The 22171-nt window shown below is 34.0% G+C and carries 20 protein-coding genes; all 20 read right to left on the bottom strand.

Features of this window, described 5'->3' with window-relative positions; all coding sequences use genetic code 11:
• Window positions 1–226: 226 nt before the first annotated feature.
• Window positions 227–940 (bottom strand): stalk domain-containing protein, encoded by a 714-nt coding sequence (locus NV379_RS02710; RefSeq protein WP_258205726.1) that lies wholly within the window; start codon window positions 938–940, stop codon window positions 227–229.
• 84 nt (window positions 941–1024) lie between these two features.
• Window positions 1025–4633, bottom strand: a complete 3609-nt coding sequence (locus NV379_RS02705) for a phage tail spike protein (RefSeq protein WP_258205725.1) — start codon at window positions 4631–4633, stop codon at window positions 1025–1027.
• 11 nt (window positions 4634–4644) lie between these two features.
• Window positions 4645–5283: a phage tail family protein gene (locus NV379_RS02700; RefSeq protein ID WP_258205724.1), complete on the bottom strand. Its 639-nt coding sequence runs from the start codon at window positions 5281–5283 to the stop codon at window positions 4645–4647.
• Between the two features lie 8 nt (window positions 5284–5291).
• A complete protein-coding gene (locus tag NV379_RS02695; protein WP_258205723.1) occupies window positions 5292–5927 on the bottom strand; it encodes a hypothetical protein in 636 nt (211 codons plus the stop codon).
• 15 nt (window positions 5928–5942) lie between these two features.
• A complete protein-coding gene (locus NV379_RS02690) occupies window positions 5943–6323 on the bottom strand; it encodes a hypothetical protein (RefSeq protein WP_258205722.1) in 381 nt (126 codons plus the stop codon).
• 11 nt (window positions 6324–6334) lie between these two features.
• On the bottom strand, window positions 6335–6928 hold the full coding sequence (locus tag NV379_RS02685; protein WP_258205721.1) for a distal tail protein Dit: 594 nt from the start codon (window positions 6926–6928) through the stop codon (window positions 6335–6337).
• Between the two features lie 53 nt (window positions 6929–6981).
• Window positions 6982–12843 (bottom strand): phage tail tape measure protein, encoded by a 5862-nt coding sequence (locus tag NV379_RS02680; RefSeq protein WP_258205720.1) that lies wholly within the window; start codon window positions 12841–12843, stop codon window positions 6982–6984.
• Between the two features lie 370 nt (window positions 12844–13213).
• Window positions 13214–13357, bottom strand: coding sequence for a hypothetical protein (locus NV379_RS02675; RefSeq protein ID WP_258205719.1), 144 nt, complete (start codon window positions 13355–13357; stop codon window positions 13214–13216).
• Between the two features lie 50 nt (window positions 13358–13407).
• Window positions 13408–14421 (bottom strand): tyrosine-type recombinase/integrase, encoded by a 1014-nt coding sequence (locus tag NV379_RS02670; RefSeq protein WP_258205718.1) that lies wholly within the window; start codon window positions 14419–14421, stop codon window positions 13408–13410.
• 11 nt (window positions 14422–14432) lie between these two features.
• Window positions 14433–14864 carry a YomN family phage-derived protein gene (locus NV379_RS02665; protein ID WP_258205717.1) on the bottom strand — a complete coding sequence of 144 codons (432 nt, stop codon included), beginning with the start codon at window positions 14862–14864 and terminating at the stop codon, window positions 14433–14435.
• Window positions 14842–15339: a YomO family phage-derived protein gene (locus NV379_RS02660; RefSeq protein ID WP_258205716.1), complete on the bottom strand. Its 498-nt coding sequence runs from the start codon at window positions 15337–15339 to the stop codon at window positions 14842–14844. Before NV379_RS02660 ends, NV379_RS02665 begins: the two co-directional genes overlap by 23 nt.
• A 142-nt stretch (window positions 15340–15481) precedes the next feature.
• Window positions 15482–16279 (bottom strand): YomU family phage tail tube protein, encoded by a 798-nt coding sequence (locus NV379_RS02655; protein WP_258205715.1) that lies wholly within the window; start codon window positions 16277–16279, stop codon window positions 15482–15484.
• A gap of 19 nt (window positions 16280–16298) precedes the next feature.
• Window positions 16299–17030 carry a hypothetical protein gene (locus NV379_RS02650; RefSeq protein WP_258205714.1) on the bottom strand — a complete coding sequence of 244 codons (732 nt, stop codon included), beginning with the start codon at window positions 17028–17030 and terminating at the stop codon, window positions 16299–16301.
• Between the two features lie 11 nt (window positions 17031–17041).
• Window positions 17042–17521 carry a YomW family phage-derived protein gene (locus tag NV379_RS02645; protein WP_258205713.1) on the bottom strand — a complete coding sequence of 160 codons (480 nt, stop codon included), beginning with the start codon at window positions 17519–17521 and terminating at the stop codon, window positions 17042–17044.
• A 40-nt stretch (window positions 17522–17561) separates the two neighbouring features.
• Window positions 17562–18074 carry a hypothetical protein gene (locus NV379_RS02640; RefSeq protein WP_258205712.1) on the bottom strand — a complete coding sequence of 171 codons (513 nt, stop codon included), beginning with the start codon at window positions 18072–18074 and terminating at the stop codon, window positions 17562–17564.
• 12 nt (window positions 18075–18086) lie between these two features.
• Window positions 18087–19301: an Ig-like domain-containing protein gene (locus tag NV379_RS02635; protein WP_258205711.1), complete on the bottom strand. Its 1215-nt coding sequence runs from the start codon at window positions 19299–19301 to the stop codon at window positions 18087–18089.
• A gap of 1 nt (window position 19302) precedes the next feature.
• A complete protein-coding gene (locus NV379_RS02630; RefSeq protein WP_258205710.1) occupies window positions 19303–19731 on the bottom strand; it encodes a hypothetical protein in 429 nt (142 codons plus the stop codon).
• A gap of 16 nt (window positions 19732–19747) precedes the next feature.
• Window positions 19748–20449, bottom strand: a complete 702-nt coding sequence (locus tag NV379_RS02625) for a hypothetical protein (protein ID WP_258205709.1) — start codon at window positions 20447–20449, stop codon at window positions 19748–19750.
• A 68-nt stretch (window positions 20450–20517) separates the two neighbouring features.
• Window positions 20518–21627: a YonB family capsid-like protein gene (locus NV379_RS02620; protein WP_258205708.1), complete on the bottom strand. Its 1110-nt coding sequence runs from the start codon at window positions 21625–21627 to the stop codon at window positions 20518–20520.
• A 32-nt stretch (window positions 21628–21659) separates the two neighbouring features.
• Window positions 21660–22169, bottom strand: coding sequence for a hypothetical protein (locus NV379_RS02615; protein WP_258205707.1), 510 nt, complete (start codon window positions 22167–22169; stop codon window positions 21660–21662).
• Window positions 22170–22171: the final 2 nt, after the last annotated feature.

Genomic DNA, 22171 nt, shown 5'->3' with positions numbered 1-22171 from the left:
CAATTGTGTGGAATGAAGAATAGAAAACATTTAGGAAATACCCTTCTTCCAATTTAACACTTCTCAATATTGCAAAATGAGGAATAGTCAGTATCACAACAGATGACATATCTGTTTCATAATCAATATATCAGAAGCATGGGATTTAAACAATGATAACTCATTTTTTATTTTTAAAATAGAGAAAAGACTTCCGATTGAGGAAAGTCTTCTATTAGAGAATATGCTATTCTTTGTAACCTCTTAAGTTAGAATACTCAATTTCACTTTTTTCTGTATAATCAATAGGCATTTTACCATCATTGTCTTTTATTCTGGATTTTACTTTGAAACTTTCTAAAAGCTCATCCATCATAAACCCGTTTTTTGTGATAGTTGCTATATGTAATGGTGTTTTACCTTCTTTATTTGGTAGTACTGGATCTACTCCATTTTCCTTTAGATATAAAAATATATCTGAGTTGCTCTCTCTAATACTAAGAATCAACAATGAATCACCACTTACCTCATCTTGACTGTTAACTGTCAATTCCCCTTTAGTAACTGCTGCTTTTACCAAACCAACATTCAACTTATCATCTTTGGAATATTTTTGTTTCAAATCCTTAATGTAACTACCAGTAGCATTCAATGGCTTTTTATCCTCCTGCTTTGTCACTTCTTCTTTTGACTGAATATATTTTTTTCCGTCATTTGCTAGTGAGATTGTTTCAGAACTAGAATCAAACTGTACTTCGTATCCCAGCATGTTACTAATAGCTCTTACAGGCATGTAACTACTTCCATCAACTGTAATCATTTGTTTGTCTAATGCTTTTTTCTCACCATTTACAAGCAAGTTAAACTTTTCGAGCGTAGCTGTAACCGAACTACTTGCAAATGCAGAAGTAGCCGAGAATACTAAAGCTCCACATACAAACCCAATAATATATTTTTTCATTATTTTGAACCCCCGATATAAGATTATATAATTCTATTATAACTTATATCGGAATGTTCTGATATAAAGTTAAGTTAATTGTAATTAATTGAGATCAATTTTGGCTCCCGACAACTTCATATTACTAGCTGCTTTGAGATTAAATTCTGCGCCTGATTCAATTTCAATTCCACCAGTTGCTTTTAGTTTTATTTTGCCTTGAATGTCTGCATTTAAGCCGTTACTATCAAGTTTGAAAGTAGAGCCATTATTTAGTTCAACGAGAACGGAGCCATTATCTGAAAAAAGTTTGAAATCCTTACATTCTAGATTTATTTTATTCTCTAGAGATTTAATAAATAGACCTTCGTCTCTCATTCTAATGCTTCGTTCATCACCATTTTGACTACGATAGTATTCAATAGAGTATTCGCCATTTGGCTTTTTTTGATAGCCCCTGCCAGAATTTTTTAGTCTGAATCCATTTGCGTCTGTTTTGACTCCATCTCCGACACCATCAGCAACAATAGGAAATGAATCTCTGCCATTTCCTTCAAAGAATATCTCTTTCTTATTCCAATTCTCATTTTTATCGAATGTGTAAGAATAAAAAGGATAAGGACTACTCTCGGTTGTTACCAATTGTTTTTTACTATCAGTAAAGTATAAAAGTCTTCCTTTGGAGTCTTTGGCTTGTTCTTTTTTTGTTACCTTTGAAGTCTTCCATGCGGCAATATTATCCTTAATGTCGATGTAATCAACATACTCACCAACGTTTCTCTCAACTCCTAAAGTTTTCAACTTATTGACAGTTAAATCATTGATATACCCTTCATCTGCAACAATCATTTTAGCTGTAATTAAGTCTGCTGCTAGTCGAGCAATACCACCAATATCAAAATTCCCAAAGTCAATAAATCCATTTTCAGTATCAATTAAAACTTTGCCAGCTTTACCAAAGAAAATTGCTTTATGTGCCTTAAGATTTCCATCCAAATCAACAGAAAATGGCGCTGAATCAAAGTTTACATGTCCTGCCCAAATACCGATATTAGGAAATACTCTAAATGACTTATTGCTATTTTCATCACCAATAATTAAATCAGATCCTCTAATGTGTCCATCTTTAAACCATGAATTTTTAATCTCAGCAGTATCTGCAAACAACTTGTTCATCCAAACGTTTCCATACATATCAGCATGAAGAGGAGCTGTTTCCCAAACAGAACCGCCCAATTGAAACCCATCATGAGTTACTTTAAAGATTCTTTCACCTTCACCAGCTTGAAAGTTACCCTTCATAAATAAGTCACCATCTAATGAAGTGTAAAGAGTTTTATCATATCCAGTTCCTTTTTTACGTTCAAGTGTTAGCCCGTTATCTCTTTCTAAATAAACACGATTAATGATTTCTTTATTGTCACATTCAACACCACCATACCGATTCAATAAAATACCAAATTGATCAGGTTTTTCACCAATTAAACCGAATTTCATCACTTCGCGCGAACATCTATCTGTGATGACTGCTTTTGCACCTGATATTTCTAAGATCCCATCATCATCACCAATAACAACTCGTTCTGTTAAAAGAATTTTGCCCATTAGTCGTTCTGCAATTATACCATCGGCAGTTATTGCAGTCTCATATCGGATTCCTCCACTCCTTGTGAGTGCTAATGCACCATGTGTGGCTCTCAAGAATCTCATAGGATCATTAGGATCGATAATTGTCAGTCCTGTCCTATCGAGTGTTACAAATTCATTACTTGCCATATTAATTTCGTTAGTTGTTTTTTCCCAAAAACGTTCTAAGATTTCGCTAATTTCATTTGTACTGTATATGGTCTTTGTCCACTTGTTTTTATTTAAGTCAATGGTTGTGGATGTACTTGTACCTTTTTTAATAAAATCTTCAAATTTCTTGTACGTATCAGAAATCTCTTTTACATTGGCGATAGTTAAGTTAATATTCATATTTTCATAGTCATAACTTATTCCAATTATTTTAGCCGTTACTTTGATTCCCATTTTCTCATATTCGATTGTAACTTCATCACCTAAGACTAATTTATGCCAATTTCTTTGTTCTTCTACGACTTCGAGAAAGTTAACAATATCGATATTAATTACCAATTGAGGTTTACGCATTTCTTCAAATTTTTCTTTAGCATTTTTGAATAACTCTTTAGGGTCAAAGTGATTTTCATCAGAGTATTCCTTAGTGATGACATACGGATTTAATTCTTGAATTTGAGCTGTTGTAAAGTTTTTCTCAATTGAGATAATATCCATTAACGCTTTGATTTGAACATCTATTGTTTTAATGTGATTGATTAAGGAGTCGAGTTCAACCTGTTTAGCAGTTATCTGCATCTCTTTATTATCTTGACTATATTTATCTACTAATGCAGTTTCATTTTGTGGAGTAGTATGTTCAGAGTCAGTTGTATTTGCAATTTGTATGAATATCTCAGACGTCCCGTTGCCATTTACTTCAATAATATTTGAACTTTTAGACTTCACTTTACTCAATACTGTCCATTGCCCTTGTGTCAGATTCTTTTGTACACCATCAACTCTAATTGTGATTACTGAAGGATTTGACGTCTTACAAATAATAACGTATGAATATGACTCTCTGAGCTTCGTGTTGTGAACCACACTAGTACCATTGTAAGTATGTTTATAAAACCACATATTATTATCAAATTGCTGTAGCGTCCTAGTATCAATAACTTTGGTTAGTTGATTTTTGAGCTTACTCATTTCAGCATCTTTAGTCGATTTCAAAGTATTCAATTGTTCCTTCTGTTTGAGTAAATTGCTGAATTGATCCTTCTTACTTTCGACTAAATTCTGATAATCAAGTAAGGCATGACACAGGCTGTCACTCATATAGTCACTAGATTGAATTACATTTTTTTTAGCATCGCGCTCAAAAGGATATGTAAAGTAACTAAAATCTTCAATATAATTTTGCCCAGTTGGATTAACAGACTCAATAGACATTCCATCTTTACCAAATGCTTTTAATCTTGTTACCATCTCATCGGCTTTAGTTTCTCTACCCAAGGTCTTAAGATACTTTCGATGTGAGAATTTTAATCCTTTGTTAACACCTGTATACTCTGGTTTTATCAAAGATATTGTTCTATTATTTGTATTCCATCTTATAACCGCATTAAACGTTTCTGCGATTTGAAACACAGCATCTAGTGCAGTAATACTTGAAAATTCAAAGTCACGATGAGTTAACTCAAAATCAGCATCCATATATTCTATTGACCAAAGTGTTTCTGACAAAACTGTATTTAGCGCATCTTTCATATTCTTAGATTCTAATTTAACATAGTGGATATTCTTATCAGCTATTTCAAAACCAAGTGAGAATGTAGAAATGGTTTTAATGTCACTATCATCGTTCATATTGTCTGATGGATTGGTGATCATATACCACTCTTCAATCTTTCCCAACTTGACCAATACTAGAAATCTATCTTTGAGTTTATCAATGTTAGGGTTTCTAATTTTCTTATTGTGTCTATCAAGCTCGTAAGGTAAGTCGAAAGTAATATCGTTAAGAGAAGTCAATTTTACATTATGTTTAATATTGAACGCTTCATTCAATCTGCCGATAATTTCTCTGTTTGGCTTTGCAATAAATAGTCTGGGTTTAATTGGCTTCTTTTTTAAATCAATTTGTCCTAACAAAACGAGCCCCCTTACAAGAATTTATATGTATATCTATATTGAATCTTTGCATTACCATGAACTTTTAAAATGTTTAGTCCTTGATCAAAGTTTAAGTAGTTGTCATTGAAATCTTTGTATCTGTATTTAACAGAAAGACTGGTTTCAATGTCTTCACTCTCATTATTTACATAAACAGTTTCACCATCAATTAAACCTGTAAACTTAAACTCTTCATTGCCTTTAGTAGTGTTGATTATGGTGAAATCACCATTTCCAATTTTGGTTATCCATATCTCAGGAGATATATCTACATCTCCTTTGTTGTTGAATTCAACTACAGGCTCAAAATAAAAAGAAACCTTAGATAAAGTGGGTTTAACATTTTTATCATTCGTTTCTTGTATTACTCTGTATTTAATTTTTGTGTGCTTAAGTGATTGACCACTTACAGCGTCAGGTATTGCTCCACCATTAAGCGCCTCTTTCCAACCTTGCCAAACCACGCCATTGTCAAAGGAAAGGTTGGTTTGAATAGTTAGACTTGTTCCGCTTGGCGTGATTGAGTCCCACGATATTCTTGTTAACGCACTATCTCCGTCAAGATCTAATGAAATTTCTTGAGAAGTGTAGTATCCTTTAAACTTTGCTAAATAAGCCCAAGTAGTCATATTACCACCTACTCAATCTTTCCAAATGGTCTAAAGTTTGCTGATGTTCCTTTTTCTTTCCATGTTGTAATGCGATAACTAATCCATACAACTCCACTATCATCAACCGAAGTTCCGTCAACCTGACTCCAATTTGGCTCTGCTGTGCCTGAAGTTCCCGATACTGTACATAGATAGAATCGATTGTTATCAAGAGTTGGAACCACTATTTCATTTAGGTTGTATAATTTATTGGGTAGCCAAGTCGTATGACCAAGAATGTCCTTAACAACTCCATTTGAAGTAGTAGGAAAGTTTGGGTCATTAACTCCACTTCTACCTGACTGGGTACATTCATAATAGTGTCCATTGTCTGAATTTGGAACAATAGTGTTACCCACTGTATAAGCGGTTAGTGGAGTCCATTTATGAGCTGCTTCGCCAGATCTGATATTGATCCATCCTATATAGTCACCAATAACTGGTTGCTTCTTATAAACTTTTTTATTTTGATTCCAGCTTCCACTAGTCGGAGGGTTATTCATATATAGTTCCGCAGCGTCATCTATTTTCTTAAAATTATTTGCTAAATCATTGATTGTTTGATGTATTCCATCGTTAAGAATTGGCATTACTAATTCTAAGTTTTTTGTACTTGTTGCCATTCAACTTCCTCCTTTCTATTGTGAGTTCGGAGGTGTAGTCATTAGTACCTCTCCAAATATTGTGTCTTTCGCTGTACCAGCAAAATTATCTATTACATGATGTGATGTCGTATCTTTGTGTTCAAGTATCAGCACATCCTTATGTATGTCCCAACAAACTCCACCCAATCTTGCTTTTACTGGTGCAGATACAGCATTTAGTTGTTTGTTTACCTCAGCTACCAGATCCGATGTGAAATGTTCTTTGCTTGTGACATATGTTCCTTGATCGATGACAATTTGATAAGTAGTTCCATCCACACTAAATGAGAAATCATCATTGACACTCAATGTAATAGTAACCTGTGGATTCAAAGGAGAACTACCCCAAACCATTACGCCGTTTTGTACTGCCATTCATTTCCCTCCTATAAATCTTTCCAAGTCATTACTGGAGATATGTTAATCCAACTGACTATTGTTTGATCAGTAGATAAGCTTCCTTGATTATTTAATATGAGATTATCAAGAGCGCCCTTTGTAAAGTCTGACTCACTAAATTCTAGAGGCGACTCGCGCCACTCATAAACTTGGGATAGATGTTCAGCAGAATGGGCGTATGGGTCACTACAGTTGAATTGTACATCGATAAAACCCTGATTCATTCCATTGTGATAAAGAACAGGACTATCAACAACCAGCGCATAGTATATTCTTTCTGGATCATCTGAAAAGATAAGAGGTTGATAATAGTCATGATTCATCAACCAACGTTTAACTTGTCTAAACTGGTTCTCGTCCCAAGCATCTTCAAAAGCTAGTGTAACTTTGATTTTAAGAGAGTCTTTTTTGATTTTTTGAAAATAGGGTTTATCTCTTCCTGCGGTTTTTACTTCTATAATCTCTCGACCACTCACATAGGGCTCTTCTTGCATACCATCATTCTTATTCACATTAACAATTCCGAAATTATTGCTGGCTTGTCCTGCGTACTCTATATGTAAGCTCGTGCGTATTGTCACTTTAATCACCTCATAAATAAGAAAAGGACTAGAATTAACTAGTCCACCATTTGTTATATTTTTCTACCCTTAGCACTTAAACCGTTTAAGATTACATCTAGTGCAATTTCCCCACCTTTACGATCACCTGTAATCGTACCAATGTTTACAACGAGATCACCAAAACCAGAAGGGGTAGCTTGGGTCTTTGGAATGAGACTACTAAAGTCTGGCATTCTTGGCTTAAAGCCAGATACCAAATCACGTACAACATTAACAACTTTTAAGATATTAGAAGTATCAACTTTGTTAAGCACGAGTTCTTTAGGATGCAGCCCTGCTAATTGAACACCTTGGAAATCACCAGTATAACCACCTGTTTCATAAAGTGGAATACCATTTTTCAGCCATTTTCCAGAAGGAGAGTTATATTCTGCACCGATGCTTTTGCCTAATTCCTGATTCTCGTTAAAAGCCTCATCTCTTTCTTGTTGAGATTTAGCATTTGCCCATTTAATTGAGTTAGCTTTCATTTTGTCAATTACACTTTGTTGTCCAGTTGGATTAGATGTTTCGTATTTCAATTCGCCTAATTTGGAGAACTTAGCAATAATTTCATCTAGCACTTTAAGAATTTTAGAGTTTAGTGAGTCGCCAATATCTGATATGGAACTAATCATACTTGGCTTCATCATGTTTTCCATATTTTCAGACGCCTTGGTTATTCTGTCTTGCAGATTCTCGCTAATACTTTTACCGATTAAATTATAACTGGATTCAGCAAAACTCTTAAAGCCCTCTAAGTCCTTTTTAATCTGAGCAGTTGAACCTTTAGCCAAATCTTCTTTGATTTTATTGTATTTGCGCTCATTGTTAATCAGATCATCGTAGTACTTATCTTGCTCTTCTTGTCTTTTATTAAGCTCATCTTTTTCTGCATCGACACGGTTTTTCTTTTCTTCGAGCAAATCTTCAAGATTCTTCTTTTGTTGATCTCTTGCGTGGTTCCGCTCAAAGTCACCAATTTCTTCATTTTTGTCAGCTAATTGTTTTTCTAATTCTGCTCTTTTAGCTTTTCCTTCGAGTGAGTTGTTCATTGAAGCAGTGTCTAACTTCTTTTGTATCTCATCTCGCTCTTTTTGAAGTTTAGAAAGATTTTTATCATAATCCTCTTCATTCCATTTCTCGTCTAAAGCTTTGATTTTGAGTTTAATTAGATCATCGTACTTCTTCATCTCTTCATCAAGAAGTTTTATTTTCTCGTTATGGGCAGATTGAGCAGCTTCCTTTTGTTTGCCGTACATTTCCTTATAGATTGCTACAATTTCATCGCCAAGTTTACTTACTTGATCCTTGAGTTCTTTGTTCGTTGACTTCATTGCAGTTGCTATGCCTATTTGTGCAAGAATAGATTCTTTAAGTTGTTTATTAAGGTCATTCCAGTTTTCTTCGGTCAAACCAACGGTATTCATTTGTTTTCGAATATTTTCTTCATGTTCCAATTCAATAGCCATTTTGTCTTGTAGGATTCTAGTTTGCTTTTCTAATTCATCAGTGTAAGCAGCAGTTCCTTCTTTGAGCAAGCCCAGACGATCTTTTGAGATAGATAACAGGTAGTCGTATTCTTTGACAGCATCACTAGTTTTCTTTAATTCTTTTGTGATGTTACTAAAAATCAGAGTACTTAGTTTTTCCTGAGATGCTGCAACTGTATCGTACATTTTTTTTGCTTCTTCACTATTTGCAATAAAAGCAGTTTTATAAGACTGAATTTGTTTGAAAATGTCTCCATATAGCTTCTTTTGATTCTCAAGTTCTTTGACCTGATTTTTTTGGGTTGCAGTTAAGTTCTTTCCATCACCTTCAACTTTTTGGATAGATAGATCAATATCTTGAATTGTCTTAATATATTGCTCAGATGCAGAGTCACTATTAAACCATGCATCGAAACCAACACCATTTCTTGAAAATTGATCCCCAAGCTTTTTATAGGTTGAACGAACATTATCTGCCGAAGAAGCCAGCTTACTATTTGCAGAATCAATATCAGTGATTTTTCCTAGCTGTTCTGATAGTAACTTATTAGTAAGCTCAACTGCTTTGTTGTAGTCATGAGTTTTTGTAGCTATTTCAATCTGTTTCTCTAGAGATTTAATATTTTCATCTCTTAGATGAATCATATTGTTAATATTATCAATTTCTTCTTTTGAGAAATCAGAAAGAGTATGAAGAGTATCTTGTGTCTCTGTTTTTTCCTTTGTCTTACTATTACTATCTCCAACTGCTTTGACAGCGGCAGACGAAATCTTTGCTTGGGTCTCTATTGCCTCAAGATTCTTAAGAAACTTCTTTACACTTTTATACTGGGTCTCTAACGCGACTCCTTCTGCAAAACTATTCACACTTTGTACTCTATCTTGATAAGATTTATCAAGTGTTCTGTTCGCCTCAACTAAATCGTCCAGTGCTGAAATCTCTAATTTATATATATTTAATTTATCTAAAAGAGCCGTATTTGCATTAACAACTGTGTTTCTTTGACCTGTTGCAATCTCGTCAAAAGATTCCCTATAAGCATTTTTCTTATTGTTTACAGCATCGACATTAAGTTTTAGTACACCATTTTCCTCATAAAAGAGACTTACAAGAGTTTGATCCTTTTCGATTAGTTTTGCTGCCTCAGATGCACTAACAGATTTACCATTTGCATTATCTTGAAGTAGTTTATTCAATGGTTCAATTAATTCAGATGTTAATTTTAATTGGTTAGAAATTGTGTGCTGGGCATCTTTGAAAACATCTGAAGCGAATGATGAACTCTTTAATTTAGTTTGTAGTTTGTCTAAGTCTACAATTAAACTATTGTTTAATTTTACTTGAGGTAGTTGTTTGATTTTTTCAATAGCCTCAACTATATTATTGCCTTTAAATTCTTTGATGTTCTGAACAACACTGCTCATACTTTTTTCATATTCATCTAATGGTTGTTTATTTAGAGCAGTATTAATTGTGTCAAACATCGATTTTTGATCATTATTGAAATTTACTTGGGCAATTGAAGATTCCTTGATTTTAATTTTCTTATCTTCTTCTAAACCAACAATTTTGTCATAGAGGGGTTTTATTTCATCGATTTTTTCTTTAACTCTTGCTAAAGCGTTAGACCACTCTTCTTGATTCTTAGGAAATAAATTCATCCCAGCGAAGATTTCTGTATTCTTGTCTCTGACCCCATCTTGAAGTAGAAGTAGCTTATTAAAATATTCTTCTAAGCCTAAATCTCCAACTCCGGCATCTCCACCAATAGAATATGTATTATTGCCTGTTCCGAATAAACCATGCATTCCCCAATCATTTGCAAGTTTAGGATTACTGTATTTCTTTTCTTTAATTCCATCTACAGTAATTTGATTATCTTTAATCTTATTGTCTAAATTCTTTTTGTTTAGTTCATCTATCTTCTTAATCTGTTCGTTGTAAGCACCATTTACCAGATCAATCGATTCTGCTTCTTTTCCAAAGGTATTGATTAGTTTATTTTGCATTTCAAATAGCTTGTCTTTAACGTTTGTATCTGTCTGTACTAATTTATGGTTTTCTTGATAGTAGGAAAGGGTATCCTTTAATACATCTGCTTGTTCCGCGTACTTTTTATTGTTCTCATCAATTAACTCAGAGGATTTTTTAGTTGCATTATTCAGTCCAGTGAAAACGGAATACAAGACTGATCCTGCTGTTAACACCAGTCCAACCCATCCTAACATTCTTTGCATACCAGTTAATGCGACTGTTGTTGACTGTATGGCAGTTCTAGTTGCAAATAATGCAGCAATCGCAGAGTATGCTCCTGTAATAAAATCAGCAATTGCCTTGTATTTAAAAGCAATAAAAACTCCACTTGCTAATGCAACTACAGTAACTAAATTATCCATTGAACGAACTAAGACAGTAACTAATCCAATAAGACCTTTAAGAAAACCACTATCGATACTTTTATCCCAAAAGCCAATTACAGTGTTTTTTAATTGTGCAACTTTCGCCTTCATAGATTCTAAATATGTAGCATTTTCTTTAGCCGCACTCCCAGTAGAGTCTAAAGCTGTAGCAAGTGATTTCTCTGCATCTTTCCAGTTGTCTAGCAAACTTGTAATGACATTACCTTGTCTTTTACCTGCAACAAGCTCAGTAATATCAGCCTTTTGAAAGTCTGACATTTTTCCTGAAGACCACAATTCAGCCAAGTCCTTGAAAATATCATACGTAGATTTAAAAGTGTTATCATCTTTTTTAAGTGTCAAACCCAAGCTTTGGAATTTACCCTCTAATTTAGGTATAAGATTTGATAAATCTTCCCCATCATCTGAAATTCCACGAATTCTCATTGTTACTGTTTTTAATGCGGTTCCCACTGAAGTGGGATCTTGCAAGGTTGAGTTAGCAGCAGTAACGAGTGCTACTGATTGCTCAATACTATTTCCTGAAGCACTTAAGCTTGAAGCTGATCTTCTCAGTGCTTCACCAATACCTGATGAAGAAATTGCAAACTTATTACCAACTTCATTAAATATGTCTACAACTTTACGAATGTTTTTTCCTTCTAAGTCCACTTCGATACCAAAGCCTTTTATAGTTGAGATCAATGACTTACTAGCATCTTCAGCTCCCATATCACCAACGTTTGCATATACAATTGATTCTCTTGCTAAAGATTTTGATTGTTCAATGTTATAGCCTAACCTTGCCCACTCAGTAGAGGCTTTGATTACATCTACTGTTAAAGCACCAATAGACGATGCCGTTCTGTTTGCGTCTCCAACGAATTCTTTATACTGCTTACTGGTTCCTTCTGTTACTTTTTTTAAATCAGTCATAGCAGTGTCTAATTCATAAATATAGCCAACTCCTGCTTGAATAGCTCTAAGTGGAGCATAGAAGGCAGTTGTAGCAATCATCCACACTGGAAATTTTGTCATTGCCGATTTTATTGACTCTCCAAATCGATCTATATGACTACCGCTTGTATTTGCTGTAGCTGCAATACGTTTTAATTCAGATTGCACCCCACCAATAGCTTGTTTATAATTTCCTACACTTTCAATTGCACTGGTCTTAACATGTAATTCTTCTAGCTGATTCTTAAGACTTGAGTCCGAACCGAACCTACGTTTCATATCTAAAATCTTAGACTCTGTGTCCATTTTTTGTTTTAGATAGTCCTGTTCACGTTTGGCATTTTGCTGTAGTGCAAGTACATGCATTTTTTCTTCTGCAATAACTTTTTCATTACTTGTTTTTAATGCAAGATAATGAGCACGATCAATCAATTCTGCTTCTTTTAAGATAGCTTCTCGCTCTCTTATCAAATCCTGTCTTTCTTTTAAGTAATTTGTTGTTGTCTTAGTTCCAACTGTAGTTTGACCATCAGATTCCAAACGGTTGTTTATTACAGTGTAGCCTTGAGATGACTTCACATTGTAGCCTGTTATTGAGTTGGAACGATTTCTGTTAACAACAATAGAGTCAATTTCGGCTTTATTCAGGTTCTCAATGCTAGTAGCCAATTTTGTAGTAGCGGAAGTTTCTTCTTGAATCGATTTTTTGTTTTCGTCATGCTTAACTTTAGTTTGTTTGATTATTTCGCCATTCTTTAATACTTTTTCTGTTACTTTTTCGATGCTTCCATCTAGTCGTTTGTACTCAGTAATTGTTTCTTCTACAACTTTGTTCTGTTCATCAGAAATTGCTTTCATTTTTTCAACAGAAGAAATAAATTTAACCATTGATGTAGCAAAGTTTTGGTCAATATCTACTTTTAACTTAATTTTTTGTAACGTAGGGTGTGACTCAATAGCTTTAATTGCACTATTGATATTATTAATTGATTTATTTTCGTTTAAATTCGCTGATATCAGTATCCTTAAATCTTGATTTGCCATGTGTTTTCTCCTTCTCAAGACAAAATAAAAAGGAGATGGCATAAACCAACTCCTGCAAGCAATTTATATATTTTCATTTATTTAATATCCCATTGAACAGTGTTACACCTTCAAGAGTTGATCACTATTCTTTTCCAAATCATCTGCACTTACGAATAAATGCAGACTGTTTGATTAAGAATCTTAAGCTAATAATATGTGCGCGGGGAAATATTCAATTAATTCTTGATAGGATAGATGCCTAACGTTATATGCGACATCTATTCCATGACCACGGCAAATAATACATCTCCAAGAATGCTGAAGAGGATATGAAGTCAGTATGTATGATGAGTACTGTTTAACATGATTGCAATTTGATCTGTAATTCTTAATTTTTTTCATTTTCTGATGGTTTTAAAGCAATTAAAATTTCATTCATTGCATGAACCTCTTTAATTCCAGTGATTGGAACACGATCAAGGAATGTAAGAATGTTGTTTACTGTAGTATCTTTTATTTCATATGTACGCATATATTATAGCTCTCTCCCTTTGTTTAATTGGTGATGAAAAGCGGATTTTATTATCCGAAAATTTGATTTTTCTCTTCTTCAAAATCTCTTAAATCATAGTGCTTTATAGTTGTTGAGACATCATTATGATGTGCAATATATTTTGAGACAATTTCTAGTTTCACTTTCTTAATCTCAAGCAAGTATGTGATGCAAGATGCCTTAAATAAGTGGGGATTTATCCTTCTACCTAATATGTCAGTTAAAACATTTGCGCAAAAATCATCTGCCCAAGAAGGAGACATTTTACGGATTTCACCACCGTATTTAACAGTGAAAATATGAGAATGTTCATATCCACGTTTTTCTATCCACATTTTCATAAATTCTAGTGCATCAGTGTTGACCATATAAGGCTCTTGTTTTCCATCCTCTCCACGACCTTTCAAACGAACCATATGACTCATAATATAATTCTGTCCTTCAGGAAGTGGATAGCTTAGTATTTCACTCTTCAATTGTGGTATTTCCGAACGGCGCGCACCAATATTAAATGCAGTAGCCACCCATGTAGCACCCAGATAATTTTCATCCTCAAGAAGTGTGCTGATCAACAAATCATATTCGTCTTTTGTAATTTTTACTTTGTTGTAGACAACGTTCTTTGGAATTGAAGGCAAACCACGAGTAAAGTTTCTAAAAGTTTTAAATTTTTCATCGTCATCAGCAACAACATTTTCTATATAGTTACTAAAACTTGAGACTGCTGCTTTTTTTAGTGCCTGACCACTTGATGACATTCCTCTATTTGATAGATAACTCAAGTATCTCATAAAATCGCGTTTAGATATTTTTTCTATTGATTTATCATTCAACGCAACATGAACCCACCAAAAGAACTGACCTAACGCGGAACGATATTGATCTACAGTTTGACTACTTAACGAACCACTACTTATTTCTAAGTATTCTTTCATTAGCAGAAGGTGCTCTTCTGGAATTTGTTTAAGCATTTCATCAGATACTTTTGGTAATTTAAGTGCTCTTTCACGTAGCATATTTTTATTAATTACTTTTTCTGTCATTTCTTCACTTCCTATCTGATGTCAAACCCTTGTCTATGTAGACCATCTTTCATTGCATTTTCAAGCGTATTACTATTACTTAAACTGTCTCTAGTTGCTTGTGTAAACTTTCTACCCTTAGTCAATATTGGAGAGCTTCCATACTCGTAGCCTTCGCCACTCTCAACGATATATGGGATGTTTCTATTGCCATCATAAGCAATATTCTCAATTGAGATCGTATCATCGTTTACAATTGAAATTTCGATGTTCCTACTGTCGATTAAACCATCATCATACATTCTTCGACCATCTGGATTATATGGATCATAAGCGTCATAAACCTTCTCTTGGATCTGCTCTTGCATTTCCTCTCTTGCGACAATAGCTACTTCATTCTTTAATGTCTTATTGATCTTGTCTTGTGCATATCTTAATAAGTCATTCAGATTGTTGAAGTCCATCTTCATCATCCTTCACTGATTCGTTAATTACAGCTTTAGTGAAAATTTCACCCATCTGTTTACCAATGAGGTTACTGTTATTACTAATTTTCTTAATCATCTCATCAATCTTTTTCAACTCTTCTAACTCAAATGATTCAAAAATCTCTTCTAAGATGTCCAAGTCAATCAGCTTTTCACATACACTGACCATTTTATTAATGTCCTTGGGGATATTATTAAGGTTAGTGAAATGCCTTAATAGCAGCATATAGTAAACAAATGAGATATCCTTAATCACACCAAAATCTACATTCATATTTTTCATTGACTCTAGAATTTCTTGATATTCCACCAACATATTTTGAACATTAGTTTTTCTGAATTTTGTTTGAATCATGATGAAATCACCTGTTTTCAAAGTGACCTTTTTTTGCTCATTAAATTCTTTTGCATGCAATTTGCTTACTGTAGATAGTGTTAATTGTTTACTCATATTATCTCTCCCTCTGATAATCCCCATATTCAAAAACCCTTCAAATAAAAGGGTTGCTCAACTTGAAAATTACTTTAAAATGATAGTTTTATTGGTAAAAAAATAGGCAGAAGAAATAAATCATCTGCCTGTTGTATACTTTTTAAGTTAATGCGGACTCGTCATAAATAGTCATCGTGTACATTTCTTTACTATTTGCAGGTTTTAATAGCTCAATTGGAATGTCAAATACAGAAGGATCTCCATCTGGTTTTGCTTCGATTTTCCAACCATCTTCAAGTTTAGCTGCTCCAGCAACGATTTGAGCCGCAAAATCTTCCTTAGTAAACACATCACGAACTAGAACATCTAATACGAGTTTATAAGTTCCTGCAAATTTATCTGTAGATACTGTGATAGTTTTTGAGTTAGCATCTGTTTTTGTTTGATAGTACACAATCACTTCACTTCCTTCAGTTAGTTCACCAGCTTTAAAAGTAACAACCTTTGCAGATACTTTGTATTCACTCGCTTGAGGAGATGCTGCTGCTGCTTTTGTGAACTCTAAGCCATGTGTACCATCTGGTTCTGCTTTATATACACTAATAAGCGTATCTGCGATAGCTGGTGTATGAGTTAAAGTGATCTTGTCACCTGCAACTTTAAGGACTTCACGTTGATGCACAGGGACAGTACCTTTTTTGATTTCATTTCCAGTCATCATTGCTAGTACTTCGTTAGTGAAAATGCAATCCTGTAGTGCAATTTTTGCCCCACGATCACCAGAAAATCCTACAACTTTCGGATTACCAGAGCCACCTCGTGCATAAGCTACAGTTCCGCTATTTTCAATTCCGCTTGATTTGAGGTTAGTTAACTGAACCCTTGCCTTGCCTGTCTTAATTTCGTAGAATGTTGCTGTTGCAACGTCACGAATTGCCCATTGATTTGGTGTAGACATTAATAGAACATCTCCTTTATTAACTTTCTATAATTTTTGCCCAATGTAATTGAGAGAAATTGATTTCCTTGCTATTTACGTTTCCTGAATAAATGCCAGTCAAAGTATGTTCGTAATTATCAATGTTCTCCATGACTCTAAAGCCTTGGTACAGTTGATATATTGTTAGATCGAAAACATTAATGATATTTACATTATTTGACTTCCAAGCCATTCCAGAAATAATGCTATGAAGGTTCATTGTCTCTTTGGGTTTAGGTTTATTCTTTTTATTTTTCATAATCAAGTCGATCATTTGTTTTGCTTTTGAGTTTGCGGGATTATATTCAGGTTCCTTGCTTGTCTTAAAGAAGTTCATTTTCTTCAATACAAATTGAATGAGATCTAACTTTTCGTTGTCAATTTTCCTATTCTCGAGTTCACTACCAAAATAAAAAAACACATTGGATTCGTCATAGCCCAAATGTGCTTTCTCTTTAAAGAAGAATTCAATTGCTTGTAGCGTAATAGTTCTGAAATCTTCATGATGATAACAATAGCTGCATAGTATCTGAAGGTTGTTGTACTCTGCTGCTTCGGAAGCTAAATCAATATTATCCTTATCAAAAAGCAAAGTAGATAAAAACTGATTATAATTTGTTTCTCCCAGTTTTATGATATCTGCTAATTTAGGTGGGAGCATCATTCCAACTCCTTCTATTGGTATTGGACAACCATAAAGTAGTTTCAACTCCAGATCTGTTTCATTCATCTCTGTCACCACTAACTAAAATCACAAACCAGATATTCCATGCGATAACCATAATATTTTTCATTAACTGCTATTAATTTGCACTTTTCAAATTGAACCTTTCCAATGCCAACAACCTTTTGATTATTGAACAATTTGTCAATCTCACTCATTATTGCATAAGGACGCAATGACCCATCCATCATCCACTTGTCAACATGACACATTACATTAAAACAAAGAACAGTGTTCTTAAATCCAATATTCTTTGTTCCAATACGTATTTCATCTAGTAAAATAGTTAGATAACTTTCCTTTTCAGTACTCGCGGAAGGGATCTTAGGAATTGGGAAGATGTTTTTCATAAACAGAGTCTTATATGTATTATCAATATCAGGTTTTCTTAGCGGTTTGTCATCTTGATAGTAAAGTAATTTACATAAATCTTGAGACTCAGTAAGCTTCATTATTACTTCGATCAAATTGCTATTTAAATCTTCAAACTTTGCCAAACCGATCCACCTCACTTTCCCATAAAATTAGGTTTTCGTTTTAATTGTTGATAAAGTTGTGTGTCAATTCGTATACTACAAATCCTTCGCGTTTTGTATCTCTGCTCATATCTAAAGTTGAAATGATCTGTGTTGCTTTTTCAAGCGTTACAGGAGTTGTTCTGTGGAATTCTACTCCAGAACTGTCTCTAGCAATTAGAGTGTAATTTGCTCCATCTAGAGTTAAATTGCCAATCAAATATTGAATTTCAATACTTTTAAGAGCTGCTAATGCTGAAGCTTTAGTTGTGTGCAATGCCTTGGAAAATGCTAATTTAATTTTATTGTCAGTTCCAACAGAAAACGCGTAATTGGAACCTGTCAATGCGACATCTAGATCTGCTTCAACGATCTCAATTGTAGTAATACCATTGATCGTATACACATCATCAATTGCGCTACTACTCTGTTTAGCGTATGGAATTGGATGGAATACTAAAAAGTTATTATTAGTTCCAGATGTCACAAAATTTTCTACACTTAGTTCATTCATTTTTGTTGTTGCAATACTCATATATACGCCTCCTTAATTTTCTAAAGGTGATTTAATTTGAATCAATATTGAACCATTGATTAAGCTATTTTTATTTTTTACATGCAGTTTCACATACCCACTTGTCTTACTTGCTTTGATGGAACAAGTGTTTTTCTCGCTATCTTGAATAATAATTGAAGCCAGTTTCGTTTGTGAGAGTCCATCTTCAGCAGTTAGCCAATATTCACTTGTATCAGAAATTTCAAATCCATTGTTCCTGAATATGCATTTATAGAATAGAGTTGTGCTATACCTGATGTCAGTACTTCCAACAACATCAACAGAATAATTATTTATTATTTGTTCAAGAACGTTGATAGTGATTGAATCTGAAACATTCTCATATGTGGCTGTAATGGTAACTTCACCTTTTCTGTGGGCTTTCACCATACCGTTGTGGTCAATTGAAGCTATACTCTCATTGGAAGATCTAAAACTAACAGGAACAGAAATGATTTCTCCTCGATTAGTACATTGCAAATTTAATTGAAATGAACTACCAACATAGATGGAAGTTGTCTCTTTATTCAAGATGCTGACCTTATAGTTGGATACTTTTCTATAGTAATCTGCGATTCTTAAATCAATACTGTCTTTTGTATGATCAATATCATTTTCCTCTAATTCAAAATATATTAATCCTGATAATAAGGAGTCAATAGCAGTAAGTTTCCATGCTCTGGAATCAAAAATAAATCTTTGTCCTTTTAATAACTTCAAAGTATCCTCATTTTTTTGAACATAAATATATCTTCTCTCTTGTGCCATCATAATAACTTTACCATTATCAATACCCGCACCACGATAAAAATCTATCCGATATGTAAAAGGGACTTCTTGTATTACACCAAATGAGTCAAGCCATTTTAATGAGGATATACATTTTTGGATTGATCCTCGAAAGTATATATCACCTCGATTTTCAACTAATGTAGTGAGCCATTTATCACCTTGCCAAGTGATCACATCTCCAAAGCTTAAGACCTTATCAGGCACAAGTTGTATTTGTTTTAGTTCTTTCACTTTGCTGTCATTTGTAATCCAACAATCAATCATTTCGTCTGATAGACCATTTATAGTCACTTGATGATAGCTAGGTGAGTCTGAAAAAGTGCTCTTTAATACTTTTTTAGTGTGCTTTATTTGCTTCTCTTTGTTGGACTGATTAGTAGATTTCAATATTGCATTATAAGAATCGTATGGCATTTTAATTTCCACTCATTTTCAATAGGTAGTATTGCATTTTTAAATGATCAGCAGTTTCAGTAGATTTATCTTTTAATAGACTCTTCTCTTTTAAATTTTGTGATTCTGCATATCGTTTCCAATCATCTGATGATAAAGCTAGTCTCATTTCAACAATATTATTAGTTTCTTTTTCAAGCCATTCGATTAACATTAGATGTGCAAGGATTTCTTGTTCAAGCTCACTTAAATCTGCTGCGAAGAATTTGGCAGTGTCATTACGATTTGTTAAATCATTTGCACAATGAAAGAACTTCACAACACTTGATTTTAGAAAACCTGTTAAATAATCCTCATATGAATCGATTGAAAGAGTATAGATTTCGTCAATTGTGTAATCTTGGATTTTTTGTTGAAATCTTTCAAACACTTTTGAAAATGGGGTTGGCATTTATATTTACCCCCTCTTATTTATTGTTATCTTCAATTTCAGCTACGATTTTATATAAATCTTTACCTATGTGATTGCCAATCTCATTAATTTTACTCCGATCTTGGTACATAATGCTACCAGATACAATGCCTTTAATAATACGAGAGATAATCGTTTCTTTTAAAATTTTACCAACAGAGTCTAAAGTATTTTTAATTTCTGTGATAGGGAATTTGATAATATTTTCAACTTGATCTTTATTCATCATGCGTTCGTACTCTTCTGTCAAATAAAGTGCCTTTACAGCTTTTTCACTTTGGATTAAAAATGCTCCTTCTTTTGCTGCCAGAGGATGATTATCAACAATAGCCCTAATATCCTCAAAGGTAACGCTCTTAGAAGTACCAAAGTCATTAAAACGAATAACAGAAGTGTTTGTAGAAAGATTCAATCCACCATCAGTCAATGAAACCACTCGAATATATTCTCTTGGATCAATATCTAATCGTTCCTCTTCTGTCTCATAGAGAGAGTTGGTGTTCTTACTAATATTATCTGTATTAGATTTTTCTTCTAATTTTTTATTCTGTTCAAGAAGCGTTTGAACTAATGCTGACAATTCAGTTACCTGAGCCGTTAATAATTCTGTTTCTGAATCAACTACAACATTATCTTTTGAAATAGCTGTCTGTTTTTCATTCTTTGATTTATCTTTGCTTTTTGAATTCGTATCCATTTTAATAATCTCCCTTATATTTTTTTTAAAAAATGGGAGCAGACAATTGTTAGTCTACTCCCACAATATTAAGTCAATTTATAAATACCATATTGTGCAGATGTGATGAGCTGTACGTCATAATGTTGAGCTACTGAGTAGCCAACACTGCGATCTGCATTATCTTCTGGTTTTGATTGAAGAACTTCAGTGTTTCCCTCAAATCCGATTTTTACAATCTTATCAGAGCCTGAAGACACAACAAGAATGAAGTCACTTGCAAGAGTAAAATCATCAGTGTTAGGCTTTAGTTTTTGCTCCATTTCGAATAATTGAGTACCTTGGAAATTCCCTAAGTGTCCATTTTTATTGTACTCACCACCTAGCGCAAACTGCATGTATTGATTCTCTGGAAGTACTTTTGATAATGCTACTTTAGTACCAAAGGCAACTGTGTTTTTATTGTTGTTCGCAGCAGCAACACGAGATACAAGGTTGTTGAACGCTGTTTGAGTAAAAGCAGCAGTCTCTTTATAGCTCGCACTCAAAGATGGGAAAGAGTTATAGATTGAGTCATAAATCCGACTAGTAATATCAGTCTCGATTGCTTGTGCGACACGGGCTACCCAATTTCCCCAATTAGTCTTACCAGCAAGAACTCGATACAATTCTTCATAGATCTCGACTGTGCGTCGAACTGGTGTAAGAGTCACATCTTTACCGAATAAACGTTGGCGTTGACTTCCTCTGATACCATTTGCTTTTGTGCTGACTGCAAACATGTCAGGGCTCTCAACATGAAACAGCAATTGATCACCCCAGTTTACATTCTTCACTTCAGCAAATTCATAGAAGCTATCAAGTACAGTTTCAGGAACAATAATATCCAAAGTTTGTGCTACAATTGCGAAAGTAGCCCATTGAACTGCTGGATGAGATTGAATCATTCCTTCACTAAATTTAGTATCAGAAGGAATTCCAGCGTAACGAAGTGCTTCCTCTTGTAAGCCTTTTGTAAATAATTCTTGTTTTTGATCTAGAGATTTACCATCATTGGCATATTGAGCATATTTATTGAATCGACCGTCTTTGTTACGGTTTTGATAACAGAAATGATACCATGCTTCTACACCTGCCTGAACTACATCTTTTTGTTCTTGAGGCATGCTAAAAAACTTTAGGTTTTGATAATTTTTCATATTTTATATTTTCCTCCTTATAGTCCTATTACTTAGGCTTCCTTAACTACTTGTAGTTTTGTTGCTGGAATTCGTGTGCGACCAACTGAAATATTTGTTTTTTCTAGAACTAAAAACGCTACACAGGTAGTTGCGTCTAATTTTGAAGTTGCAATTCCTTTATATGAACCATCTTGTGGAATAACGTATTGACCTACTACCGATACGCCATCCAAACCAACATCTGTAATTGTGAAAGTGTCACCCTTCTTTAAGTGGAAAGCACGGGCTGGTTTGTTTGCTGGATTAGTGAATAAAGTTGGATCAGATAGGTCGATACGATATCCATTAACTTCTACTAGTTCTGGAGAAGCTACAAGTAGTACTTCTTGTGTCGTAACTGCCGTTGGCTTAGTAGCTACACGAACATCGGGGTTATTAGCAAGAACACCGCCCAAAACAACAAAACTACCATTGTCTACTGATTCAGTTAATTGAACAGACTGAAGAAAGCTGTCGACTTTAGTCCCAGCCATAAGATTAAGATTTACAATTGTACTCATTA

Source organism: Paenibacillus radicibacter (genome assembly GCF_024721995.1).
Lineage (GTDB): Bacteria > Bacillota > Bacilli > Paenibacillales > NBRC-103111 > Paenibacillus_AM > Paenibacillus_AM radicibacter.
Note: the sequence above shows the minus strand (reverse complement) of the source record. Positions and strands in the feature narration are given on the sequence as shown.